We start from the raw sequence: 23,779 nt of genomic DNA, 5'->3' as shown, positions 1-23,779 counted from the left end.
TATGGATCAAAAGAAAATAGGATTATTCATAGCAACTTGTCGTAAGAAAAAAGGATTAACTCAAAAGCAATTGGCAGAAAAACTTTCTGTTACAGATAAATCCGTATCTAAATGGGAAAGGGGCATTCATCTTCCTGATGCTTCGCTTTATATCCCTTTATGTGAAATATTAGGAATAACTATAAGTGAATTTTTCTTAGGAGAATATGAAACAGAACATCATGAAGTTGTTCCACAAGTTTTAAAAGAAGATTATCATAAGATGCAACGCAATGAAAGATGGAATATGGTTTTATTTATCGTATCAATGCTTAGTGTATTTTGGATATCTTTTACGTGGCACTGGGATTTAGGATGGTTAATGTTGGAAGAACATTTGGCTCCATTTGCGAATATGTATTATTTGTCATATGGATATTGGTTGGCTTATTATCTTATATTTAAAAGAAAAAAGTTTGGATATGTTTTGATGTGGATCATTTATTTGATTTTAGTAAGTGGTATTATAGCAAACTGGGGATATGCTTTTGATGTTATGTTAAATCATATTGATTTTTGGATAAATAGTGCATTCACAATCTGGGGAGTGTATAATGGAGATATAAGATTTCGTAATCTTTTAAAAAAGAAAAGTGAGGAATAAAATATGCGAATGGTTGATTTGATTGAAAAGAAAAAAGATGGATTCAAACATACTCCAGAAGAGATTCACTTTATTGTAGCAGGTTATACAAAAGGTGATATACCTGATTATCAGATGAGTGCATGGTTGATGGCCGTTTGTTTTCAAGGCTTAGATAAAGAAGAAACAGCTATTTTAACCAAAGAAATGATGCATAGTGGTGATGTTATTGATTTAACTCGTATTCAAGGAATCAAAGTTGATAAACATAGCACTGGCGGTGTTGGTGATAAAACATCTTTGGTTTTAGGACCGATTGTGGCAGCCTGTGGAGTACCAGTAGCTAAAATGAGTGGAAGAGGATTAGGACATACTGGTGGAACATTGGATAAATTAGAATCTATACCGGGACTTCATATTATGATTGATGAAGAAGATTTTGTGAAGCAGGTTAATGATTGTGGATTGGCGATTATTGGACAGAGTGGTCATTTAGATCCAGCTGATAAAAAAATGTATGCCTTACGTGATGTTACCGCAACTGTTTCCTGTATTCCATTAATTGCATCTTCTATCATGTCAAAAAAACTGGCGGCCGGCAGTGATGCGATATTGTTAGATGTCAAATATGGTGATGGTGCCTTTATGAATACAATTGAAGAAGCTAAAGAATTGGCACGTACAATGATTGAAATTGGTGATTCGCTTGGCAAAGATACCAGAGCAACCATTTCTAATATGAGTCAGCCGTTAGGTTATGCTATTGGAAATAGTCTGGAAGTTAAAGAAGCTATTGATACTTTAAATGGGCATGGGCCAGAAGATTTATTAGAGCTTTGTTTACAGGCCGGAAGTCATATGTTAATTCAGGCTCAAAAAACAGATTCGCTCATTACCGCAAGAAAAATGCTTGAAGATGCTATTGAAAGTAAAAAAGCACTTCGTACATTATGTGCTATGGTCAAAGCACAAGGTGGCGATGATGCCTTTATCAGACATCCAGAAATGTTTCCTAAAGCAAAAGAAGTGATTCCTGTTTATAGTCAACAAACAGGATATGTCAAAGATTTAAAAGCAAAGCCTTTAGGAATAGTGAGTATGAAACTAGGTGGAGGACGTGAAAAAACAGATGATGACATTGATTATAGTGTCGGTCTCGTTCTTCATAAAAAAATAGGAGATTTTGTAAGAAAAGGTGAAGTGTTAGTTGAAGTTCATACAAATACGGGTTTGAGTCAGGAGCTTGAAACTGAGATTTTCAATGCTTATGATTTTTCAGATGAATTTGTTGGAAAGCCACAACTCATTGATGAAGTTTTGTCATAATTATTTTCAAAAAGTGATATTTTTATATGTGATGTTGAAAAATGATGTATAATAATATGCGGTGGTGAAAATAATGGGAAAATTTTTATTTTTTGATATTGATGGGACATTAGTAGGAAAATCTAAAATGGTAACAGAGAAAACAAAGTTGGCCATTCAAAATGCAAGACAAAATGGACATCGTGCTTTTCTTTGTACAGGGCGTGCTCCAACGTCTATTGTAGGGGATATTCGAAATATTGAATTCGATGGTGCTATTTGTAGTGCTGGAGGATTTGTCATTGTGGATGGAGAATATATTTTTGAAAACTTTATGAATCAATATATTCTATCTGAAGTCATGACTTTATTCATTAATAATCATATTTTATTTACATTAGAAACAAAAAAAGCTTTATATCAGACACCAGGTGTGAATGAATTTTTTGATCAGAAACATCAAAAAGATTGTGAAAACAATCTTGAATTAATGCGCTTTTTCCAACTCAGACGTATGGGTGAAAATCGTTTGCCAATTAAAGACTTTAATATTTTAACGACAGGTGTCACAAAAGTGTGCTTTATTGCTCCAAATAAACAAAGTTTTTATGACTGTGTACCATTTTTAGAAGAATTCTTTAATATTGTGACTTTTTCAAAAGAAGAAGATGATTTTATCAATGGTGAAATTATTTTAAAGCATTGTACAAAAGCTGATGGTATTTTAAAGGTTGTGAATCATTTTCATGGTCAGATGAAAGATACAATTGGTTTTGGTGATAGTATGAATGATTATCAGATGCTTCAAGAAGTCGAAACAGGTGTTGTTTATGAAGGAGCATCAGATAATTTAAAAGCGTTAGGAAAATATTTCTTTACTGATCCAGATCAAGATGGTATTTATAAGGTTATGAAAGAAATGGATTTAATAGGATAATACAATATCAGGCTTGAATGGAATCAAGCCTTTTTCAATGAAAAAATTTGTCATTCTTTTCTTTAAAAGAAGCTTTTTGATGATAAAAATGATTTATTTCATAGAAAAATAAGTATTTGATTATTATTTTTGATACAATCATTATGTCTTCTATCTATTTGAGAAAAAAACATGTTTTTTGATAAAAAAGGATTATAATAAAATTATCAGATAAGGAGGCTTCTTTATGGACATTGTTTTATCAAGAATTTTAAAGTATTTAAATGGATGTTTAGATGATGACCATATGTATCGCATTGGATTGTTTATTGTTCATCATTATGTGGAGATGGAAGATTATTCATTGCAAAGGGTCATGGAGGAAGGGCATTTTAGTGAAGATGAGATTTTAGATTTCTGTCGTCACTTAGGTTTCCAGACATATGAAGATTTTCAAGACGAACTGATTGCGGATTATATGCTTCGTGTTTCTCAGATTCGTGCACGTATGTTAGGTGTTTCTGCTGCTGGATTAATTGAACAATTAGATTCATCTTATGATAAAGAAAATCTTGTGAAGGAATTAGAATTAATCTGTGAACTTATATTTAAAAATAAACGTGTGATTCTTATTGGAGCTTTGTATCCAACAAGTATTGCTGTAGAATTCCAGACGGATTTTATTACTTTTGGTAAAGAAGTGATTCAATATCATCATTTTGTGAAAGATTTTCAATTCCAAAAAGATGATGTCGTTATTTTTATGAGTGCAACAGGAAGAACATTGCATGATTATTTAAAAGAAAGTGCGCATCAAAATATCCAGGATGCTCAAATTGTGTTATTGACACAAAATGTTAAATATAAAAATAAAAATGATTTAGGAGCACAATATGTGATTCAGGTTCCAGGACGTTTTGATGGTATTCAATTCAATTATCAGATGATGATGATTTTTGATGTTTTACGTATTTATTATTATACAAAATATTATATTTAGAAGGTTTCATTTATGGATGTTAAAGCAATTATGTGTGATGTTGATGGAACATTATTAAATAGTCAAGGAATTGTTTCACCAATGACAGTAGAAATGATTAAAAAAGCAAGAGAAAAAGGTATTTTATTTGGTTTATCAACTGGTAGAGATGTGCATAGTGTCAAAACGCTTTTAAATATTTGGGGTATTGATGGTTTGGTAGATGCGATTGTAGGAACAGGTGGCGCTGAAATTTATGATTATACTCTTCAAGTCGATAAATCAAGCTATCCACTGGATGGAGAACTGATTAAAGACATTATTCATCATTATGAAGATATGGATGTCAATTTTGCAGTGCCATATCAAGGTGTATTGTATGCACCAAAAGATGATGATTATATTCAAATGTTATCTAGAGATGATCGTGTGCCTTATGAGGTTGTAGATTTTGATGAATTCTTAAAGGAACCTCGTCCTAAACTGATTATTATCTGTAATCCTGAATATATGGATAAAGTTGTGGAAAGAAGTCAGACATTTTCAAATGATAAATATAAATCATCTTCTTTAAAAACAGCCAGTGTTTTATATGAATATATGGATCCAAGAGTCACAAAAACACATGGATTACAGGAAGTTATGGCAATGCATGATATTTCAATGGAACAATTATGTACATTTGGAGATGCCGATAATGATTATGATATGACACTTCATGCTGGTGTAGGTGTTGTGATGGCGAATGGTAGTGATAAGACAAAGAGCGTCGCTGATTATATCACTGACGATAATGATCATGATGGTATTGGAAAATTTATTGAAAAACATATTTTATAAGCTTTCATTTTGATGAAGGCTTTTTTTCATGTATAATAAAAATAGGGGTGATAGGGATGAATATAGCTTTGATAGCACATGATTCTAAAAAACAGGAAATGATTGAATTTGTGAAAAAACATGAAGCTTTTTTTAAACAGCATTCGTTATTTGCGACAGGAACAACAGGACTTAAAATTATGGAAAATACAGATTTGAAAGTTCATCGCTGTTTATCTGGACCATATGGTGGAGATCAGCAGATTGGAGGATATGTGGGAGAAGGAAAAATGGATTTTGTGATTTTCTTTAGAGATCCTTTGACAGCGCAGCCACATGAACCAGATATTAATGCTTTAATGCGTGTTTGTGATGTGCATCAGGTTCCTCTAGCATCACATCAAAAAACGGCAGAACTGATTATAAAAACTTTAGAAAGTGAGGGAAGTATAGAATGAAGTATGAAATTCAAGGAACGCCTTTTCCAGTTGTCATTTGTGAATTAGAAAAGGGAGAAAAAATGGTGAGTGATAGTGGAGCTATGGCTTGGATGGATCCATGTATGACGATGGAAACAACAAGCGGTGGTATAGGGAAAGCTTTTGGGAGAATGTTTTCAGGTGAAACAATGTTTTTAAATGTCTATCAGGCTAGAGAAGCTGGTAAAATTGCTTTTGGTTCTTCATTTCCTGGTGAAATTCGTAAATATGATATTGCGCCTGGACAGGAAATCGTTGTCCAAAAATCATCTGTTCTGGCATGTGAAGAGACAGTAGAAAGAAGTGTTTTCTTTAATAAAAAAGTATCTACAGGTCTTTTTGGTGGTGAAGGTTTTGTCATGAGTCGTTTATCAGGACATGGTATTGCATTTATTGAACTTGATGGCGCAACGGTTGAATATCAGCTAGAAGCAGGGCAACAGCTGATTGTTGATTCAGGAAATCTGGCTATCATGGATGCGACGTGTCAATTGGCAATACAAAGTGTACCAGGCATGAAAAATAAATTATTAGGTGGCGAAGGTTTATTCAATACAGTGATTACAGGACCAGGACGTGTCGTTTTACAGACAATGCCAATATCAACAGTCGCCAATAGTATTCTTCCTTTTATACCAACTGGTAAGTAGACGATGATTTTTAATATAAGTGGTCGCACAGATATCGTTGCTTTTTATAGTGACTGGCTATTTCAACGTATCAAAGAAGGATATGTCTATGTGAGAAATCCTTATTATCCAACCCAGATTACCAAATATTTGATTAATGAGGATGTTGTTGATTGTTTTATTTTCTGTACAAAAAATCCTCGACCTATATTATCTTGTTTAGATAAACTGAAGCCTTATCCTTCTTTTTTCTATGTGACCATAACGCCTTATGGTCGCGATATAGAGCCTCATGTTCCTGATTATCAAAAAGTCATATCAGACATTCAAAAGCTATCTTCTCAATTAGGAAAACAGGCTATAGGTATAAGATATGATCCTATTTTTATCAATCAGGAATATACAATAGAGAAGCATCTTTATTATTTTGAAGATATCCTCTCTCAGCTTCAAGGTTATGTTCATCATTGTGTGATCAGTTTTATTGATCTTTATCAAAAAACAAAAAGAAACTTTCCTGGTATTCAGGAAGTTCCTTTGTTTTGGCAACAACAGCTGGTAAAAGCTTTTGTACAGATTGCTAAAAAATATCAATTTCAGGTTCAAATGTGTGCAGAACCATATGATTTTTCAGAGTATGGTGTTTTATCACAAAGTTGTTTGAATGCGAGAATACTCAAAGATATAACAGGATATGATTTTATATCTGTGTCTAGTCAGCCTTTAAGACAACATTGTCATTGTTATCCAAGTCGAGATATAGGGGAATATAATACATGCCCACATGGTTGTTTATATTGTTATGCAAATGAAAATAAGCAAAAAGTTATAGAAAACTATCAACTTCATGATCCTTTATCTCCATTGCTGATAGGACATGTTCATGAAGATGATATCATCAAGCAGGCTAAACAAAAAAGTTATAAAAACAGACAATTATCTTTGGATATATAAAAAATGCAAGGTGGATTACCATCTTGCATTTTTAAGATAAGAGCCAATCAATGAGATATAAAGATTTGATACCCTCATAGGATTTAATATAGCTTCTATCCATTGATAAAATTATTTTTACCATTATGTAAAACTTTACATTATTCCCACATCTGCAAATACCAGTTACAATTTTAACAAGATGAATATCTTTGTTTGAAATGAGCTGATTTAAATATTCGGGACGGTTTATAAGCTTAGTCATGAAATTCCTTCTATCTTTTTTATATATTATATCCGAAAATATAAAAAACAATAGTTTCGGACATACAAGTCTAAAACTTTGTAAAAACGATATTTTTCGACATATAAACTCATTATTTCAACAAATTGTACAAATGATTTGTTTTGTTAATATGTCTACATAATAAATGAGGTCAACATTTCTCATTTTTATGAGATATGTGGTTTTTATGATTTGTCATCATTTTGATACAAAAATGAATGAAGTGAATAGAATAAGTTTTTTGTTGAAGTAAGCATAAACAATCTTTGTAAAAATGGACTGTTTTTCGCTTTTTTTCATATAATAAATTGAGGTGTTTTGATGATAAAAAAATGCTTGATTTGTTTATGTGTCTTCGTATTATGTCTCCAGATAACACCGGTTCATGGGGAAGAATTAAAATTAGCACCAAATGCTTCAGCATCCTTATTAATGGAAGCATCAAGTCGACAGGTTCTTTATTCAAATCATGAAAAAGAAAAGCTTTTTCCAGCTTCTACCACAAAGATTATGACCATGATTTTACTTTTTGAAGCTATTGAAAAAGGCAGTTTAAAATGGGATGAAGAGTTGACATGCAGCGCCTATGCAGCCAGTATGGGTGGTAGCCAGATTTACCTGGAAGAAGGAGAAAAAATGAGTGTCGCAGATTTGTTTAAAGCGATTAGTATTGCTTCTGCTAATGATGCCTGTGTGATGATTGGAGAACGTATTGCTGGAACGAATGATAATTTTGTGAAAATGATGAATGAAAAAGCGAAGGAACTCAAATTGGTGAATACTCACTTTGTGAATCCTACCGGTTTACATGATGATAATCATTATACTTGTGCCTTGGATTTAGGAACAATGGCCGCCTATTTAATAGAAATGGGTGGAGAACGTTTATTACAGACAACTTCTTTATATGATAGTTACATCCGTGAAGATACTGCTCATAAGTTTTGGCTTGTGAATACGAATAAGTTATTGAAATCTTATCAAGGAGCTGATGGATTAAAGACAGGTTATACCAAAGAAGCAGGCTATTGCATTGTTTCAACTGCCAAAAGAAATGGTTTAAGATTAATAGCGATTGTTTTAAAAGAAAGTGATCCTAAAGTCAGAAATCAGGAAGTATCACAACTCTTGGATTATGGATTTTCTTTATACGAAAACATCACTTTATTTCAAAAAAATGATATCATTGAAAAAGTTAACATTGATAATGCCCGTGTATCTCAAGTGGAAATCATAGCAAAAGTTGATATTCAGTATGTTCAAGATAAAAATGATACGACCAAAGTCACTTATCAGATGAATTATACAAATCTTGTGCCACCATTAAAAAAAGGTGAAGTGGTTGGTCATCTGTTATTGATGCGTGGAGATATTAATATTGGTTCTTTTGATGTTACTGTGAAAACGGATGTTGAAGGCTTGTCTTTTGTAGAAAAAGTCGTCAATCAACTCAAAGTTTTACTTTAAAAATCTATCTTGTGATGGATTTTTTATTTTGCATAAATATTCTAGTTTTGTTGAATAAGTTCTAGTTTTAGCGAAACGATTTTTTTTCATTTAGAATTGGTATATGATACCAAAGAAGGAGGAAGAGATATGGATAATCATATAGAGATTGAAAAAACAAATCATCTGATTATTGTTCATTTTTATGGTGAAATTGATAGTGTTATGGCACCGGTTTATCGTGGACAGTTAAGTGATTTGATAGATGAGAGTGAAGAAGATGTGATTTTTGATTTTCAAAATACATCTTTTATAGATAGTTCAGGCATAGGACTTGTGCTAGGACGTTATAATCAGTTGAAATTTGAACATCGTACACTGATTTTAACAGGATTAAATCCTGTGGCTTATCGTCTTTTTGAATTAACAGGAATGTTTCAGATTATGCCTTATTATGAATCAATAGAAAATTTAAAGGAGGGAACATTATGAATCAAATGGAAGTCAGTTTTAGCGCTATCTTGGATAATGAAAATTTTGCCAGAACAACGGTAGCGGCTTTTTTAACACCTTTAAATCCAACTATTGACGAAATTATTGAATGGAAAACAATTGTATCAGAAGCAGTCAGTAATGCTATTATTCATGGTTATAATCAAAATACAGAATGTTCTGTGGTTATGAAAATGAAGATTGATGGACGTCAGGTTCAACTGATTGTACAGGATTATGGTAAGGGGATTGAAAATTTAGAAGAAGTCAAAGCACCTTTTTATACAACTGCAAAAGACCTTGAACATGCAGGAATGGGATTAACCATTATTGAAACACTGGCGGATCAGTTAGAAATAGAAAGTGTTGTCAATATAGGAACAAAACTTATCATCACAAAAAGTTTAAAGAATCATGACACAATCTAAAACATTGGATCTTTTAAAAAAAGTCCGTTTAGGGGATGAACAGGCTAAAGAAGAGGTCGTTAAAGATAATTTAGGATTAGTTTGGTCAATTGTGCATAGATTTAAAAATAGTTATTATGATAAAGAGGATTTATTTCAGATTGGCTGTATTGGTTTGATGAAGGCTATTAATCATTTTGATACATCATATCAGGTTCAGTTTTCAACCTATGCAGTACCCATTATTATGGGCGAAATTAAACGCTATTTTAGAGATGATGGAACCATTAAAGTTTCTCGTTCTTTAAAAGAATTAAATATTAAAGTCACCAAAGCAAAAGAATACCTGCAAAGTCAAAACAATCAGGAACCAACGATTGAAGATGTCGCCAAGTATTTAGGTGTTGAACCACAGGACGTTGTAGAAGCCATAGATGCTTCTTATTATCCAACATCATTAAATGAACCAATTTATGAAAAAGATGGATCGACGATCAGTGTAGAAGATCGTCTGATTGATAAAAGTGATGAAATGTGGTTTGAAAAGATTGCTTTAGAAATGGAAATGGAAAAACTGGATGATAAAGAAAAAATGATTATTTATATGCGTTATCAATTGGATTATAATCAAGATAAAATTGCGAAATATTTAGGTATTTCTCAAGTACAGGTTTCTCGATTAGAAAAGAAAATTGTGACAAAATTAAGAACACGCTTAAAAGATGGAAAATAGTATGCTATAATACATCAGAGGCGAGAAAAATGGAAAAAAGTGATTTTAAAAAATCTTTATTAGAATATATCAAAGTCATTATTATAACAGTGGTTTTCACACTGGGCGTTCTATATTTTGTTCAGATATCAAGAGTTGTAGGTTCATCAATGGAGCCGACTTATCAAAATGGAAATATCATTTTGGTTGATAAATTCTTTTATAAAAGAGGGAAACCCTCTTATAATGATATTGTTGTTGTGAAGTATCATGTGGGGGAGGGTGAAGATCAGATTATTAAAAGAATTGTTGGGTTGCCAGGTGATCATCTTGAAATGAAAGATAATCAGCTTTATCGTAATGGTCAATTACTGAATGAAGATTATATCAATGGACCTATGGAAGGTAATGAAGATTTTTCTTATGATATTCCAGAAGGTAAGATTTTTGTGATGGGGGATAATCGTAATCACAGTGTTGACTCTAGAAATATAGGATATATTGATTTTGATGATCAGGTTGTTGGTCGTGTCTTTTTTAAGGTCTTTTGATAAGACCTTTTTCTTTTGGGAGGTTTTATGAAAAAATTAAGATATGAACGTGTATTATTAGTAGGTGTGATTTTATGTTTACTCATTGGAATGATTGGATATATGTATTGTCATCGAAGTCGTTATTATGAATATCAGGGAGCTATGACAACTTATATAGGCACATATCATAAGGATGAAAAAATTTATACGTTTGATTTCAAGGGATTTCAAAAAGATGATCAATATTATTTATCTCTCAATGATTTATATAACTGGTTTGTGATTCAAGATCAAAATGCCAAGGTCTATGTTGACTATGGTAAACATACGATGGTTTATCAATTACATGATGTGACTTATCATATTGATTTTGGAAGAGATGAAATTAGATATAATGGAAATTGTATAAATGTAAGTAAAAATAATCAACATATTTATATTTCTCATAAAAATATATACCTTTCTGTCTATTATATAGAAAAAACACTGTTAAAAAATGAAAATCAAATCAAAATAGAAAATAAAACCGCTATCATTTCATAAATTTTATGATTTTTGTAGTCAAGATGGCATTTTTTTGATAGAATTGATTCATATTTGAAAGATGGAAAAACATCTCTCAAAGGAAAGGGTGAAAATATGGCATATAAATTTAATATTACTCGTGGTAATGCAATTTTAAATTTTTCTGAAGAATTCTGTCAAAGTCGTTGTCAATTAATTGAAAGTGAGTCTTTTGCGAAAGTTTTAGAAAAATATATTAAACATATTAAAAGAACTGATACAACTATTTACGAATATTTACATGCTATTGAAGAAGATGATGTTGACTTATTAAGAGATTTAAGAGATGTTTTTAAATTATTATTAGTCATGTCAGTAGAAGAAGTTTGTGCTATGCGTTCTCAGACAAAAGCATATTTTAAAGATCGTGATATGTTTATTGCTTTGGTTGAAGATATTTATTTATTCTGGCGTCGTTTACAAAGATATGCAATTGTTTTTAATGAAACAAAAAGAGCAGGTTATCAAAATGTTCAGTTTGCAGATGCACAAAGTGAATTTGAAGAATTGGTATTAGAAGTTTATCGTTCTATTCAATCAGCGATTGGAAAGAAAGATAAAGTTTTACGTCAGATTACTGCAGGGGTAAATGCTGGTTTAGCTGTAACGCATATGCGACCATTTTTACCATATGAATATCGTAATTTAGATGAAATTCCATTTATTGAATCTGTTGTTATTCATCCACCATTTATTGCTTATTCTAAACGTAATAAACGTGATGGAGTCTTTCCAGAAATCAAAACAAATCCTATTGAAGATAAAAAATTCGATGCAGAATCATGGTTATGTTATCCTGCAAAAGTAGGAGATTTGTTATGTTTTGTTTACTTTAACGTGAAATTTATGGCACAAGGTGTAACATTATGTAACTTGTTTGATTTGGCTGATGAATCTGAATATCGTAATCGTAAACCAGATTTAATTTATGTTTATGGTTATGAAGATGGTGAAATGAATCAGGCTTTCTATCAGGATGAATCTAATGATATGATTGTTGCTTTATTATCAGCAAGTGATGATTTTGATTATTTTGGATATATGAAAAAAATGTGTTTAACATTGCATAATGTTCAAAAGATTAATCATCGTGAATTACCAATCCATGGAGCTATGGTTAAAATGACACTTCATAATGGTGAAACAAAAAATATCGTTGTTATGGGTGATAGTGGAGCTGGTAAGAGTGAAACAATTGAACAGATTAAAGTGATTGGAGCTGCTTATATTACAGACTTAAAGACAATCTATGATGATATGGGAGTACTTTCACTGGGTGATAAAGGAAAAGTGAAGACTTCAGGAACTGAAATTGGAGCTTTTGTTAGATTAGATGACTTGGATGCAGGATATAGCTTTAAAGAATTAGACCGTTCAGTCTTTATGAATCCAGATAAAGTCAATGCACGTATTGTCATTCCAATTACAGATTATAAAGATGTTGTGGCAAAACATGATGTTGATTTGTTCTTATATGCAAATAACTATGATGAAGATGGTGAAGCATTAAGTTTCTTTGATACACCAGAAGAAGCTTTAGAAGTCTTCAGAGCAGGAAATCGTATGGCAAAAGGAACAACAACAGAATATGGACTTGTAGGAAGCTATTTTGCGAATCCATTTGGACCAGTTCAAAGAAGAGAACAGACTGAACCTATTTTACAGGATTATTTTAAAAGAATGTTTAAGCAAGGTGTAAAAGTTGGTCAGTTGCGTACACGTTTAGGTATTAAAGGAAACGAACATCAAGGACCAAAAGATGCAGCTATTGCCATTTTAAAATATGTAACAGGTGAGGAAGAATTAAAAGAATTACCTGTTGAAGAATAATAGGAAACAGCAATGTTTCCTATTTTTTAAAAGGAGGAGAAATATATGTGGATTATATTTGGAATATTAACTCTTATCATGACTTTATTGAATTTGTATATGTATAATGCTGGTAAAAATTATCATATTTTTATGGTTCTTTCCTTATTCTTGATGGCATTGACACTTTGCGATCAGTATCAAATGATAGCGTCTTGGAGTTTAGCAGGGGATTGGAGTGCTATTGCAGATGTTGCACCAACATTATCTATGATGCTATGGATATTTGTAATAGGTTCTTTTGTGGTGAATGTCATACCATTATTATTAAGTTATCGTAAGAATCGTTAATAAGTATGATGCTTTATTTATGAAAATAAAAAAGATTGTCTAAATATCAATGATATCTTGACAATCTTTTTTTATTAATAGATTCCTTGAGAAATCATAGCAGCTACAACTTTTTCAAATCCAGCAATATTAGCTCCTTTAATTAAATCGTAACCTAAACCATATTTTTGAGCAGCTTTGACTGAAGAATCATGAATATCAACCATGATATCATGTAACTTCTGATCAACTTCTTCAGCGCTCCAGCTATAACGCATAGAGTTTTGAGCCATTTCTAATGCAGATACAGCAACTCCACCAGCATTTGCTGCTTTTGCAGGTCCTAAAGTTCCACCATTTTCTAAGAAGTAAGTAATGGCTTCAGGTGTTGTAGGCATGTTAGCACCTTCAATAATATATTTCACTCCATTAGCAACCAATTGTTTAGCTTCTTCTAATCCAATTTCATTTTGTGTTGCACATGGGAAAGCCATATCAACTTTTAATCCCCATGGTTTTTCACCTGGATGGAATTCACAACCAAATTTTTCAGCATAATCTTTAAGTTTAACATCATTTGAACTTCTGATTTTTAATAAGAAATCAATCTTTTCATCAGTTGTAATTCCATCAGGATCATAAACATACCCATCTCTACCAGAAATAGACACAACTTTTGCACCATATTCTCTGGCTTTTAAACATACACCCCAGGCAACATTTCCATAACCTGAACATGCAATTGTTTTACCTTCATAAGAATCATTAAAGTGTTTTAAAACTTCTTTACCATAATAAACAGCACCAAATCCAGTTGCTTCAGGTCGAATTAAAGATCCACCATATGGTAATGGTTTACCAGTTAAGACACCATTTTCATAGGCTCCTCTGATTCTTTTATATTGTCCATACATATATCCAATTTCTCTGGCACCTGTTCCAATATCCCCAGCAGGTACGTCAACGTCTGGTCCAATATGACGATATAATTCAGTCATAAATGATTGACAGAAACGCATGATTTCATTGTCTGATTTTCCTTGTGGATCGAAATCAGAACCACCTTTACCTCCACCAATTGGTAAAGTTGTTAATGAATTTTTAAAGATTTGTTCAAAACCTAAGAATTTAATAATTCCTAAATTGACAGATGGATGTAATCTTAAACCACCTTTATATGGTCCAATCGCATTTGAGAATTGAACACGATATCCTCTATTGACATGAACTTTTCCCTGATCATCTTGCCAAGGAACTTTGAACATAATAGCTCTATCAGGTTCTACCAATCTTTCTAAAATAGCCATATCCTCGTATTCAGGATGAGCTTCAATAACAGGTTCTAAGCTTTCCAAGACTTCTTCTACAGCTTGAATAAATTCAGGCTGATCAGCATTTTTTCTTTTTACATCTTCTAAAACTCTTTCAATATATTTCATAGTTTGAATCCTCCTTGAACTTATTATATACAATGATAAATAAAAAACAAGCATTTTAATAAAAAATTATTACATTTTTTGAAATTTAGATAAAATAATTCTTATTTTTTAGTATAAATAGAATTAAATGATAGATTTGTTTTGAAAATAATAAATTTTTATAATGTTATGAATAAAGTTTTCATTCTTTATAAAATATGTTAAACTACAAGAGGTGATAAAAAATGATGAAAAAATTTAAAGAATATCGTACATTTTTATTTTGTCTTTTCTTATTTATTATATTGATGATTTTGAGTCTTTATGCTTTTATGCAAAAAGCTTTACCACAGGCCATAGGTTGTCTTTTATTATCATTGATTGCACTTTTATTAATGACTGCAAGATATAAGATTATTTTATTTGATAATGAAATGATGATTTATGAGTGGAAAGTTGCAGCTATGTTACCCACATTGATTCCTTATCAAAATATTCAATCCATTCAAAAAAAGTCTAAGCATCATATTATTGTTGAGCATCAAAAAACAAGTCATATCTATGTTTTTAACAGTGATGCTTTTTTAGAAGCTTATAATGAGTTCACTCAAGAGGATAAAAGCAATGAAAATGAATAAACAATGTTTACCATGTCTGGTTAATCAGGTTGTCAAGATGGCAAGTATGACAGGATGTCTGAATCAGGATGAATTGTTTCACCAGTTTTTTGCTTATATGAGTCAGGTTGATTTTACAAAAACAAACCCTGAAATTATAGGTGAAGTTTTTGACATGGTCAAAGCGTATATTCATCATGATGATCCTTACTATCAGTTAAGACGTGATTATAATCAGATGTTTTTAAAACAACTGAATCAATTAGATAACCAGATTCATTCTTTTGAAGAGGCTGTTAAATATGCTATTGTGGGAAATGTTATCGATTTTAGTCCTATCCATCAAAATGTACAAAAAGATATGATGACTTATTTTCAAAATATGGATCAATTATCTTTAACTATTAATCATGTTGAAAGATTAAAAGAAGATTTAATGAATGCTTCTTCTTTAGTCTATCTGGGAGATAATTGTGGTGAAATATGTCTTGATTTATTGTTGATTAAAAGAATAAAAGCAATGAATCCTCAACTCAAAATCTATTTTGTGACAAGAGGGAAACCGGTTGTTAATGATTCTATATTAGAAGATGCTTATGAAGTTGGTATGGATCAATATGCAACAATTATTTCTAATGGGGATGGATCACTGGGCACGATTCTTTCTTGTGTCAGTCAAGAGTTTTTAGATGTTTATCATCAGGCCGATCTCATCATTGCGAAAGGTCAAGCTAATTTTGAAAGTTTAAGTGAGGAAGATAAGAATATTTATTTCTTATTGATGGTAAAATGTGATGTAATCAGCCGATATATAGGTGTGAAGCAAAAATCATTTGTCTGTCTATCTCAGAAAATGAGGTGAGAAAGTGGAATTACATATTCAAAGAATGCAAGATCGTATAAGTTATAAAAGACAGAATAGACTCACTATTATGATTTTCCTTATTATTTTGATAGGATGTTCTATTGGTTTAGTATGTATAGACTTTCATTGGAGTTCTATAGGAATTATTATAGCATTGGGGATTTTATGTTTAGAATTTATTGTTATTGCAAAAAAGAAAAAAATGAATAAGCTTCAACAAACGATTAGTAGTGACTTAGTTATTATTGATGAAAATCATCGTTTCTTTTATCAAAATCGTATTTTTGATTTAACATCTCTTAAAAAGGTACAATATGATTCAAAAGTTATTATCGCTTTTTTTGAAGATTTTATTTTATATATTGAATATGATAGAGATGTTGTCAATTATTTTCAATCTTTGTGTACAAAGGTAATAGATTCAACAATGACACCAAAAAGAAAAATGTCTATGCTTTTACTTATATTACTTGTTGTAGCTTTTTGCTCAGTTGTGATGAAGCTTATCACAGGTGTTGGTTATTGTTTATTAATGAATACTTATCTTATTGATTGGACTGGATTATGGATAGAGCTTATCATTATACTTGTTGTGATAATAAGTATTGGACTTGTTTTGATAATGAAAAAACACTCTTTTCCTATATATTTAATAGGATGTATAATCATTGGTTTATTTATAGTATTACCATTTGGAAAACTTAATTATTTCAATTATCATGATCAATATTTAGCTTATCGTATAGATGATAAACAGTTGACTCTTTATGATAACGTACGTTATTTATTTGGACAAAAAGTTTTTGAAATAGATACCAATTTTGTTCAAAGAGTGGGTCAATTTGAAGATGTTTTTTATGTTGCCTACGATGATACTTATAAATTTTATGCAATGAATAAAATCACACAGGATCAAGATAGCTTCATAGATGAATATGAAGGATGTATATATGGAAATGAGTGGATGAACTTAGTTATTAAACAACATCAAGTTGTTATGAATCAAGATGTATGTGAGGTTTCTCTTGTAGGTAATCAAATTTTATATATATCAGATGAACTACATGATTATCTTATTCAATTGGATAATGATGAATGTAAAATTTATCAATTGGATAGACAATATAATAATACTCTTAGAATAAATCCGGATTTATTTGAAGAAGATTTAAATAAACAAGAAACAGAAAAATCTATATCAACCAATGAATCAACAGATTCCTCACAAGAAGAATCTAAGCAAGAATCATATGAAATAGCAGAGGAAGAAAAAGACCAGCAACGTTATGCAAGTTATACTCAACTACTGGAAGTTGATGATATTTCAACTATAAAATCGGATGAAAATCTTATTAAAGTGCAAGATGAAGATGATATTTATCAAGCTGTAAAAAGTATTGATCAAGGAATCACACGAATAGATAATAGTGAGGGTGTTATTTTAGATGTGCAAATATTGGATATGACCATCTATTCACAAAATGATGATCAATATGGTGTTTATATAACACGACGTATTGATTCCTCGGTAGCAGAATCTCAAACAGTGCAGGATATTATTCTAATGAGGAAACAGGACCAAAACTACGTTGGAACAAGATTTTATAGTGTTCGTTTTATGCCATCTACACATCAAACGCATAATGAGCCTTATGACACAAGCTGGACAACTGATTATCTTTATCGTGTGGATGGACATAACATTGTAGATAATGCATGGTAAAGTTTGATAGAAAGGTTTTACTGACCTTTCTTTTTTTATATAAGTCTTTAAAAGTTGATTTTTAAGTTATGAATATGATAGATGAGAATACTTATAAAGTTTTTATAAAAAATTCTTTTTTTTATCTTTTAAATGTGTTAGAATGATAAAAAATGAGGTGATATTTATGAAAAAGACAATTTTAAATCAACAATTTCATCGCCATCACCATTGGAACACTTAGGGTTATATCTATGAAAGATACAGCCCGTTTTGCATATACTTTATAAATGGGTGTATCTAATGACTTATAGAAGGTTTGGACGAGTCATTAAGACTCGTCTTTTTTGTTAAAGGGGGATTGACATGGAAGAGTTTAAATATTTAATACCTGAAGAAAGTATTGATGCCATTATGAATAATGTGTCTAAGTTAAGAGATATTGAAAATGATTTAAGACATATTTTTGTTGAACATGGCTATTTAGAAGTTTTAATGCCATCATTTGAATATGTGGAACTTTATAATGATATGGATATTGGAATTGATGAAGAAAAGATGTTTCAATATATCAATTATGAAGGCAAAAGAGTGGCATTGAGAGTGGATTTTACAGTTCCACTAGCAAGATTGTATAGTTCACAAAAAGAAAATGGTGAAAAAAGATATTGTTATTTTGGGAAGGTTTATCGTAAAGAAAAAAGACATAAAGGAAGAAGCAGTGAATTTTTTCAGGCAGGTATTGAATTGCTTGGAAAAGCAGGTGTTGCGGGAGATTTAGAATGCTTAGAGCTTGTTTTAGAAACAATGCAGTGTTTAAGATTAAAGACATTACGCATTGAAATGGGATCGGCTCAATTTTATAACCGTTTAGTTGAAATAGTGGATGATGAGAAATTCGTCAATATATTAAAAAGACGTGATTTAAGTGCTATGAAAGACTTTGTAGAGAGTCATCATTTTGATAGTCATCTCCATGATTTGTTGTTGATGTTACCTCAAGCTTTTGGTGATATTCAAGTTTTATATCAGGTTCAATCACTGATAGATGATCCATTATTAAAAGAGGCTATTGAAGAGTGCATTCATTTATATCAACAATCAAAGATGAAAGACATTTTAACATTTGATTTAGCTATGACGCCAATGATGAAATATTATACAGGTATTATGTTAAAGGGGTATTCGCCTTATAGTGCTGAACCTATTATGAATGGTGGACGTTATGATAAACTCATGAATCATTTTCAAAGGCAGGTTCCTGCAATTGGATTTAGTTATGATTTAAGTCATATTCTCAAAGCTTTAGAAAAGGAGGAGGAAGCATGATTAAAATAGCCATTACAAAAGGGCGTATTGAAAAGCAGGTTTGTCAATTGTTATCAAAACAGGGATTTGATATGGAACCTATTTTTCATAAAGACCGTGAACTCATGATTGAAACTCCTGATGGTTTATCAATGATTTTTGCGAAAGCCAATGATGTTTTGACTTTTTTAGAACATGGGATCGTTGATGTCGGTTTTGTAGGAAAAGATACTTTAGAAGATAGTGATTTCCAGGATTATTATGAAATGTTGGATTTGGATATAGGAAAATGTTATTTTGCAGTCGCTGCTTATCCTGGTTACAAAGATAAAGTTTTTCATCGTCGTAAACGTATTGCTTCTAAATATACCAAAGTGGCTAAGGATTATTTTAACCAAAAACAGGAAGATGTTGAAATCATAAAGCTGGAAGGTTCAGTAGAACTGGGGCCTGTTGTGGGATTAAGTGATGCTATTGTGGATATTGTAGAAACAGGTTCAACGCTTAAAGCCAATGGTTTAGAGGTTATTGAAAAAATCAGTGATATTTCTACAAAAATGATTGTCAATAAAGTGAGTTTAAAATTTAAAAAAGAAGAAATCTTTGATTTGATTTATAAATTGAAAGGGGAGTAATAAGATGTTAAAAGTTTATGATTTACAAGGGCAGTTTAAGGATGTTGTGCAAAAGTTTTCATCACGTAAAACTGAAATGACCAAACAGGTCAATGATACTGTCATGAATATGATTGAAGATGTTGAAAAAAATGGAGATCAGGCATTAATGAAGTATTGTCGAGATTTAGATGGTTTCATGATTGATAATCCTAAAGATTTGATTGTCTCAAAACAAGAAATCTTGGATGGTGTCACAAGTGTTGGTAAAGACTTTATGCGTATTTTAGAGCGTACTAAAGAACAGTTAATAGCTTTTCATCAACATCAGGTGGATAAATCATGGTCATTATATAAGGAAAATGGTGTCATGATGGGGCAATTGGTAAGAGGTTTGGAAAAAGTGGCTTTATATGTACCAGGAGGAACAGCAACGTATCCATCAACTGTTATGATGAATGCAATTCCTGCGAAGCTTGCAGGAGTTCAAAACTTGATTATCATCACGCCAGTAAAAGCTGATGGAAAAGTGAATCCTAGCATTCTAGCAGCAGCCTATGTTTGTGGGATTGATGAAATTTATAAGGTAGGGGGCGCTCATGGTGTTGCTGGAGTTGCGATAGGAACAGCAACCTTACCAAAAGTTGATAAAATTGTCGGACCAGGCAATATTTATGTAGCGACAGCTAAAAAATGCTGTTATGGCCGAGTAGACATTGATATGATTGCTGGACCTAGTGAGATTTTAATCGTGGCAGATGACAAAGCCAATCCTAAATATATTGCAGCCGATTTAATGAGTCAGGCGGAACATGATCGTTTAGCCAGTGCTCTTTTGGTCACAACATCACCTTCACTTGTTGAAAAGGTCAATGAAGAGTTGAAACGACAGATACAGTTATTACCAAGAACAGAAATTATTGAAGAATCGTTACAGAACTATGGTGGAGCATTTATTGTGAATTCGATAGAAGAAGCTTTTCAGGTTTCTAATGAGTTTGCGCCTGAACATCTTGAAGTGCTTGTAGAAAATCCAATGAATACTTTACCACTGATTCATAATGCTGGATCTATATTTTTAGGTGAATATACACCAGAACCACTTGGTGATTATATGTCAGGAACAAATCATGTTTTACCAACCGGAGGAACAGCTAAATTTTATAGTGCTTTAGGTGTTTATGATTTTGTGAAATATTCATCATACAGTTATTATCCAAAAGCAGCTTTAGAAGCATTGAAAGATGATGTCATCACATTTGCCAAAAAAGAAGGATTAGACGGACATGCCAATAGTGTTGCAGTGAGATTTGAGGAGGATACATATGAGAAAAAGTCAAATAAAGCGTGAAACAAGAGAAACATCTATTGATATGTCCTTAAATCTAGATGGTCAAGGGATAGCTCAAATTGATACAGGTATTGGATTTATGGATCATATGCTTGAATTATGGGCTTTCCATAGTGGTTTTGATTTAAAAGTGATTTGTCATGGTGATTTAAACGTTGATAGTCATCATACAATAGAAGATTTAGGAATTGTTTTAGGAGAATGTATCAAAGAAGCATTAGGTGATAAAAAAGGCATTTATCGCTATGGTCAAATGGCTATTGTCATGGATGAAGCACTCGTCACAACAACACTTGATTTAAGTGGTCGTCCTTACCTTGTTTATCATGCACAATTGCCTTGTATGAAAGTTGGTCAATATGAAACGGAGATGACAAAAGAGTTTTTTAAAGCAGTCAGTGATCATGCTATGATGACTTTGCATATTCATGAAAGCTATGGTGAAAATACACATCATATTATTGAAGCGATGTTTAAAAGCTTTGCACGTGCATTAAAACAGGCAGTCATGATTGATGAAAATCATCAAGATCAGATTGTGTCATCAAAAGGAGTTTTATAAGATGATTGTGATTATTGATTATCATGTTGGAAATTTAATGAGTGTGCAAAATGCTTTTTTGAAACTTGGTATGGATGTTGTGGTGAGTCGAGATCACGATGTGATTCGACAGGCTAAAGGAATTGTACTGCCTGGTGTAGGAACATTTCCAGTAGCGATGGAACATTTAAAGAAATATGATTTGATTGATATTTTAAAAGAAAGAAAAGAAGCGGGTATTCCAATATTGGGAATCTGTTTAGGAATGCAAATTTTATTTGAAAAAGGTTATGAAGTGACTCCAACGGAAGGATTAGGTTTTTTAAAAGGTGAAGTCAAATTGATGGATGTGCAGGCCAAAATCCCACATATGGGATGGAATGAACTGATTCTTACACAAGATCATCCCTTAATGAAAAATATAAAAAATGGAGATTATGTTTATTTTGTTCATTCTTATATGGCCTATCCAACCGATGATGAACTCATTGCCTGTTGTGAATATGGTCAAGCCAAGATTACGGCTGTTGTCGCAAAGGATCATGTCATGGGATGTCAGTTCCATCCTGAAAAAAGTGGTGCAGTTGGAAGAAAAATTTTATTAGCGTTTAAGGAGATGGTGCAATGATTATTATTCCAGCAATTGATTTAAAAGATGGTGAGGCAGTGCGTTTATATAAAGGTGATTATCAACAAAAAACAGTCTATTCTTCATCACCAGAAACACTGGCTTTACAGTTTCAGAATATGGGAGCCAATTATTTACATGTAGTAGATTTAGATGGGGCTAAAGATGGGACAACAACAAATCTTTCAACAATTCAAAAAATTCGTCAGACCATCTCTATTCCTATTGAAGTCGGTGGTGGCATTCGAACGATGGATACGGTAGAACTATACTTAGAAAAAATCGGGATTGATCGTGTGATTTTAGGTACGGCAGCTATTGAAAATCCTGAATTTTTAAAAACAGCTTTAAAGAAATATGGAGCCAAACGTATTGTTGTGGGCGTGGATATCAAAGATGGATTTGTATCAACTTCAGGATGGCTTGTCAATACACAGATATATTACTTAGATTTTTTACAGGAATTAGAAAAAATGGGAGTTCAATATATTGTGTGTACAGATATTTCTAAAGATGGTACATTACAGGGACCATCATTTCCCATCTATCAAAAAATCAAAGACACAACATCTTTACATTGCATTGTTTCTGGCGGTGTAAAAGGAGCTGAAGATATTTTGGAAGCAGCCAGGCAAGGTTATTATGGCTGTATTGTTGGAAAAGCTTATTATGAAGGTCAGATTGACTTGAAAGAGGTGATATCATGCTTGCCAAAAGAATCATTCCCTGTTTAGATATTAAAGATGGTATGGTTGTCAAAGGAGTGAATTTTGTAGGATTAAAAAATGTGGGTGATCCTATTGAAATTGCGAAAAGATATGATGAACAATGTGCTGATGAAGTTGTTTTTTTAGATATCACAGCGACTTATGAAAATCGTGATATTATCAAAGATCTGATTCAGCGTGCAGCCAGTGAATTGTCGATTCCATTAACTGTCGGTGGGGGCATCCGTACTTTAGATGATTTTCGTATGATTTTATCCAGTGGGGCAGATAAAGTCTCTATCAATTCAGCAGCGATTTTAAATCCACAATTGATTCAACAGGCTGCAGATGAATTTGGTGTGCAGTGTGTCGTTGTGGCGATTGATGCCAAGATGCGTGATGATCACAGTGGTTATGATGTCTATATGGCTGGTGGTAGAAAAAATACGGGATTGGATTTAATCACATGGGTTCAACAATGTGAGCAGCTGGGAGCTGGTGAGATTTTATTGACATCTATGGATAAAGATGGAACCCGTGATGGATTTGATATTGATATGTTAAATGCAGTCCTTGACGTTGTTTCTATTCCCGTCATAGCCAGTGGTGGTTGTGGGAATCAGGAAGATATTGTGGAAGTATTTGGAAAAACAAATTGTGATGGGGCCTTGGCAGCTTCTTTATTTCACTATCAGGAAGCGACTATTGATGATGTGAAAGCATTATGTGCCAGTCATCACATTCCAGTAAGGAGGAATTGAGAATTG

The 23,779-nt window shown here is 32.1% G+C and carries 27 protein-coding genes; 26 read left to right on the top strand and 1 reads right to left on the bottom strand.

The genetic code is table 11. The features are described 5' to 3' along the window. Window position 1 precedes the first annotated feature (1 nt). The 16 genes from B5E48_RS03140 (at window position 2) to B5E48_RS03060 (ending at window position 13,282) form a co-directional block, all read left to right on the top strand. Window positions 2-643 (top strand): helix-turn-helix domain-containing protein, encoded by a 642-nt coding sequence (locus tag B5E48_RS03140; protein ID WP_087304062.1) that lies wholly within the window; start codon window positions 2-4, stop codon window positions 641-643. A gap of 3 nt (window positions 644-646) precedes the next feature. Further along, window positions 647-1,948 (top strand): pyrimidine-nucleoside phosphorylase, encoded by a 1,302-nt coding sequence (locus B5E48_RS03135; RefSeq protein WP_087304061.1) that lies wholly within the window; start codon window positions 647-649, stop codon window positions 1,946-1,948. Between the two features lie 73 nt (window positions 1,949-2,021). After that, the gene (locus tag B5E48_RS03130) at window positions 2,022-2,864 is read left to right on the top strand and encodes a Cof-type HAD-IIB family hydrolase (RefSeq protein WP_087304060.1); all 843 of its coding nucleotides are present in this window, start codon (window positions 2,022-2,024) and stop codon (window positions 2,862-2,864) included. A 226-nt stretch (window positions 2,865-3,090) separates the two neighbouring features. Continuing rightward, a complete protein-coding gene (locus tag B5E48_RS03125; protein ID WP_087243301.1) occupies window positions 3,091-3,843 on the top strand; it encodes a MurR/RpiR family transcriptional regulator in 753 nt (250 codons plus the stop codon). A gap of 12 nt (window positions 3,844-3,855) precedes the next feature. Further along, window positions 3,856-4,662: a Cof-type HAD-IIB family hydrolase gene (locus B5E48_RS03120; protein ID WP_087243300.1), complete on the top strand. Its 807-nt coding sequence runs from the start codon at window positions 3,856-3,858 to the stop codon at window positions 4,660-4,662. 56 nt (window positions 4,663-4,718) lie between these two features. Then, window positions 4,719-5,099, top strand: coding sequence for a methylglyoxal synthase (mgsA, locus tag B5E48_RS03115; RefSeq protein WP_087304059.1), 381 nt, complete (start codon window positions 4,719-4,721; stop codon window positions 5,097-5,099). After that, on the top strand, window positions 5,096-5,770 hold the full coding sequence (locus tag B5E48_RS03110; RefSeq protein WP_087304058.1) for a TIGR00266 family protein: 675 nt from the start codon (window positions 5,096-5,098) through the stop codon (window positions 5,768-5,770). Before mgsA ends, B5E48_RS03110 begins: the two co-directional genes overlap by 4 nt. A 3-nt stretch (window positions 5,771-5,773) precedes the next feature. Continuing rightward, window positions 5,774-6,703: a DUF1848 domain-containing protein gene (locus B5E48_RS03105; RefSeq protein ID WP_087304057.1), complete on the top strand. Its 930-nt coding sequence runs from the start codon at window positions 5,774-5,776 to the stop codon at window positions 6,701-6,703. Window positions 6,704-7,289: 586 nt separating this feature from the next. Then, entirely contained in the window at window positions 7,290-8,435 is a 1,146-nt protein-coding gene (locus B5E48_RS03095; protein ID WP_087304055.1) for a D-alanyl-D-alanine carboxypeptidase family protein, read from the top strand. A 129-nt stretch (window positions 8,436-8,564) separates the two neighbouring features. Then, the gene (locus B5E48_RS03090; protein WP_087304054.1) at window positions 8,565-8,906 is read left to right on the top strand and encodes an STAS domain-containing protein; all 342 of its coding nucleotides are present in this window, start codon (window positions 8,565-8,567) and stop codon (window positions 8,904-8,906) included. Then, window positions 8,903-9,334: an anti-sigma F factor gene (gene spoIIAB / locus B5E48_RS03085; protein WP_087243294.1), complete on the top strand. Its 432-nt coding sequence runs from the start codon at window positions 8,903-8,905 to the stop codon at window positions 9,332-9,334. The genes B5E48_RS03090 and spoIIAB overlap by 4 nt, the downstream gene beginning before the upstream one ends. Then, a complete protein-coding gene (locus tag B5E48_RS03080; RefSeq protein WP_087243293.1) occupies window positions 9,321-10,046 on the top strand; it encodes a SigB/SigF/SigG family RNA polymerase sigma factor in 726 nt (241 codons plus the stop codon). The genes spoIIAB and B5E48_RS03080 overlap by 14 nt, the downstream gene beginning before the upstream one ends. A gap of 29 nt (window positions 10,047-10,075) precedes the next feature. Beyond that, complete coding sequence (gene lepB / locus B5E48_RS03075) at window positions 10,076-10,576, top strand: signal peptidase I (protein WP_087304053.1); 501 nt, start codon at window positions 10,076-10,078, stop codon at window positions 10,574-10,576. Between the two features lie 27 nt (window positions 10,577-10,603). Then, window positions 10,604-11,101, top strand: a complete 498-nt coding sequence (locus B5E48_RS03070; protein ID WP_087304052.1) for a hypothetical protein — start codon at window positions 10,604-10,606, stop codon at window positions 11,099-11,101. Between the two features lie 96 nt (window positions 11,102-11,197). After that, window positions 11,198-12,952 carry a phosphoenolpyruvate carboxykinase gene (locus B5E48_RS03065; RefSeq protein WP_087243361.1) on the top strand — a complete coding sequence of 585 codons (1,755 nt, stop codon included), beginning with the start codon at window positions 11,198-11,200 and terminating at the stop codon, window positions 12,950-12,952. A 45-nt stretch (window positions 12,953-12,997) separates the two neighbouring features. Continuing rightward, window positions 12,998-13,282 (top strand): hypothetical protein, encoded by a 285-nt coding sequence (locus B5E48_RS03060; RefSeq protein ID WP_087243290.1) that lies wholly within the window; start codon window positions 12,998-13,000, stop codon window positions 13,280-13,282. Between the two features lie 74 nt (window positions 13,283-13,356). On the opposite strand, the gene gdhA is transcribed toward B5E48_RS03060, so the two are convergent. Further along, a complete protein-coding gene (gene gdhA, locus B5E48_RS03055; protein ID WP_087304051.1) occupies window positions 13,357-14,700 on the bottom strand; it encodes an NADP-specific glutamate dehydrogenase in 1,344 nt (447 codons plus the stop codon). Between the two features lie 227 nt (window positions 14,701-14,927). On the opposite strand from gdhA, the gene B5E48_RS03050 reads away from it, so the two are divergent. The 10 genes from B5E48_RS03050 to hisF all read left to right on the top strand — a co-directional run bounded on the left by B5E48_RS03050 (window position 14,928) and on the right by hisF (window position 23,773). Beyond that, entirely contained in the window at window positions 14,928-15,317 is a 390-nt protein-coding gene (locus B5E48_RS03050) for a hypothetical protein (protein WP_241146907.1), read from the top strand. Further along, window positions 15,304-16,158, top strand: coding sequence for a damage-control phosphatase ARMT1 family protein (locus B5E48_RS03045; protein WP_087304049.1), 855 nt, complete (start codon window positions 15,304-15,306; stop codon window positions 16,156-16,158). The genes B5E48_RS03050 and B5E48_RS03045 overlap by 14 nt, the downstream gene beginning before the upstream one ends. Window positions 16,159-16,162: 4 nt before the next feature. Next, window positions 16,163-17,884, top strand: coding sequence for a hypothetical protein (locus B5E48_RS03040; RefSeq protein ID WP_087243286.1), 1,722 nt, complete (start codon window positions 16,163-16,165; stop codon window positions 17,882-17,884). A gap of 345 nt (window positions 17,885-18,229) precedes the next feature. Beyond that, on the top strand, window positions 18,230-19,192 hold the full coding sequence (locus B5E48_RS03035) for an ATP phosphoribosyltransferase regulatory subunit (RefSeq protein ID WP_087243285.1): 963 nt from the start codon (window positions 18,230-18,232) through the stop codon (window positions 19,190-19,192). Beyond that, complete coding sequence (gene hisG, locus B5E48_RS03030; RefSeq protein ID WP_087243284.1) at window positions 19,189-19,806, top strand: ATP phosphoribosyltransferase; 618 nt, start codon at window positions 19,189-19,191, stop codon at window positions 19,804-19,806. The genes B5E48_RS03035 and hisG overlap by 4 nt, the downstream gene beginning before the upstream one ends. Before the next feature lie 4 nt (window positions 19,807-19,810). After that, window positions 19,811-21,136: a histidinol dehydrogenase gene (gene hisD, locus B5E48_RS03025; protein WP_087243283.1), complete on the top strand. Its 1,326-nt coding sequence runs from the start codon at window positions 19,811-19,813 to the stop codon at window positions 21,134-21,136. Then, on the top strand, window positions 21,111-21,698 hold the full coding sequence (hisB, locus tag B5E48_RS03020; RefSeq protein WP_087304048.1) for an imidazoleglycerol-phosphate dehydratase HisB: 588 nt from the start codon (window positions 21,111-21,113) through the stop codon (window positions 21,696-21,698). Before hisD ends, hisB begins: the two co-directional genes overlap by 26 nt. Window position 21,699: 1 nt before the next feature. Next, on the top strand, window positions 21,700-22,305 hold the full coding sequence (gene hisH / locus B5E48_RS03015; RefSeq protein WP_087243281.1) for an imidazole glycerol phosphate synthase subunit HisH: 606 nt from the start codon (window positions 21,700-21,702) through the stop codon (window positions 22,303-22,305). Further along, entirely contained in the window at window positions 22,302-23,039 is a 738-nt protein-coding gene (hisA, locus tag B5E48_RS03010) for a 1-(5-phosphoribosyl)-5-[(5-phosphoribosylamino)methylideneamino]imidazole-4-carboxamide isomerase (RefSeq protein ID WP_087243280.1), read from the top strand. Before hisH ends, hisA begins: the two co-directional genes overlap by 4 nt. Then, window positions 23,009-23,773 carry an imidazole glycerol phosphate synthase subunit HisF gene (gene hisF / locus B5E48_RS03005; RefSeq protein WP_087304047.1) on the top strand — a complete coding sequence of 255 codons (765 nt, stop codon included), beginning with the start codon at window positions 23,009-23,011 and terminating at the stop codon, window positions 23,771-23,773. The genes hisA and hisF overlap by 31 nt, the downstream gene beginning before the upstream one ends. Window positions 23,774-23,779 lie beyond the last annotated feature (6 nt).

This window comes from Massilimicrobiota sp. An105 (genome assembly GCF_002161155.1).
Classification (GTDB): Bacteria; Bacillota_I; Bacilli_A; order Erysipelotrichales; family Coprobacillaceae; genus Allocoprobacillus; species Allocoprobacillus merdigallinarum.
This window is presented reverse-complemented; position numbering and strand designations above follow the sequence as displayed.

Excerpts from the sequence above, each read along its gene's own strand:
- B5E48_RS03140 (WP_087304062.1), top strand. The coding sequence starts at position 2 with ATGGATCAAAAGAAAATAGGATTATTCATAGCAACTTGTCGTAAGAAA.
- B5E48_RS03135 (WP_087304061.1), top strand. The coding sequence starts at position 647 with ATGCGAATGGTTGATTTGATTGAAAAGAAAAAAGATGGATTCAAACAT.
- B5E48_RS03130 (WP_087304060.1), top strand. The coding sequence starts at position 2,022 with ATGGGAAAATTTTTATTTTTTGATATTGATGGGACATTAGTAGGAAAA.
- B5E48_RS03125 (WP_087243301.1), top strand. The coding sequence starts at position 3,091 with ATGGACATTGTTTTATCAAGAATTTTAAAGTATTTAAATGGATGTTTA.
- B5E48_RS03120 (WP_087243300.1), top strand. The coding sequence starts at position 3,856 with ATGGATGTTAAAGCAATTATGTGTGATGTTGATGGAACATTATTAAAT.
- mgsA (WP_087304059.1), top strand. The coding sequence starts at position 4,719 with ATGAATATAGCTTTGATAGCACATGATTCTAAAAAACAGGAAATGATT.
- B5E48_RS03110 (WP_087304058.1), top strand. The coding sequence starts at position 5,096 with ATGAAGTATGAAATTCAAGGAACGCCTTTTCCAGTTGTCATTTGTGAA.
- B5E48_RS03105 (WP_087304057.1), top strand. The coding sequence starts at position 5,774 with ATGATTTTTAATATAAGTGGTCGCACAGATATCGTTGCTTTTTATAGT.
- B5E48_RS03095 (WP_087304055.1), top strand. The coding sequence starts at position 7,290 with ATGATAAAAAAATGCTTGATTTGTTTATGTGTCTTCGTATTATGTCTC.
- B5E48_RS03090 (WP_087304054.1), top strand. The coding sequence starts at position 8,565 with ATGGATAATCATATAGAGATTGAAAAAACAAATCATCTGATTATTGTT.
- spoIIAB (WP_087243294.1), top strand. The coding sequence starts at position 8,903 with ATGAATCAAATGGAAGTCAGTTTTAGCGCTATCTTGGATAATGAAAAT.
- B5E48_RS03080 (WP_087243293.1), top strand. The coding sequence starts at position 9,321 with ATGACACAATCTAAAACATTGGATCTTTTAAAAAAAGTCCGTTTAGGG.
- lepB (WP_087304053.1), top strand. The coding sequence starts at position 10,076 with ATGGAAAAAAGTGATTTTAAAAAATCTTTATTAGAATATATCAAAGTC.
- B5E48_RS03070 (WP_087304052.1), top strand. The coding sequence starts at position 10,604 with ATGAAAAAATTAAGATATGAACGTGTATTATTAGTAGGTGTGATTTTA.
- B5E48_RS03065 (WP_087243361.1), top strand. The coding sequence starts at position 11,198 with ATGGCATATAAATTTAATATTACTCGTGGTAATGCAATTTTAAATTTT.
- B5E48_RS03060 (WP_087243290.1), top strand. The coding sequence starts at position 12,998 with ATGTGGATTATATTTGGAATATTAACTCTTATCATGACTTTATTGAAT.
- gdhA (WP_087304051.1), bottom strand. The coding sequence starts at position 14,700 with ATGAAATATATTGAAAGAGTTTTAGAAGATGTAAAAAGAAAAAATGCT.
- B5E48_RS03050 (WP_241146907.1), top strand. The coding sequence starts at position 14,928 with ATGAAAAAATTTAAAGAATATCGTACATTTTTATTTTGTCTTTTCTTA.
- B5E48_RS03045 (WP_087304049.1), top strand. The coding sequence starts at position 15,304 with ATGAAAATGAATAAACAATGTTTACCATGTCTGGTTAATCAGGTTGTC.
- B5E48_RS03035 (WP_087243285.1), top strand. The coding sequence starts at position 18,230 with ATGGAAGAGTTTAAATATTTAATACCTGAAGAAAGTATTGATGCCATT.
- hisG (WP_087243284.1), top strand. The coding sequence starts at position 19,189 with ATGATTAAAATAGCCATTACAAAAGGGCGTATTGAAAAGCAGGTTTGT.
- hisD (WP_087243283.1), top strand. The coding sequence starts at position 19,811 with ATGTTAAAAGTTTATGATTTACAAGGGCAGTTTAAGGATGTTGTGCAA.
- hisB (WP_087304048.1), top strand. The coding sequence starts at position 21,111 with ATGAGAAAAAGTCAAATAAAGCGTGAAACAAGAGAAACATCTATTGAT.
- hisH (WP_087243281.1), top strand. The coding sequence starts at position 21,700 with ATGATTGTGATTATTGATTATCATGTTGGAAATTTAATGAGTGTGCAA.
- hisA (WP_087243280.1), top strand. The coding sequence starts at position 22,302 with ATGATTATTATTCCAGCAATTGATTTAAAAGATGGTGAGGCAGTGCGT.
- hisF (WP_087304047.1), top strand. The coding sequence starts at position 23,009 with ATGCTTGCCAAAAGAATCATTCCCTGTTTAGATATTAAAGATGGTATG.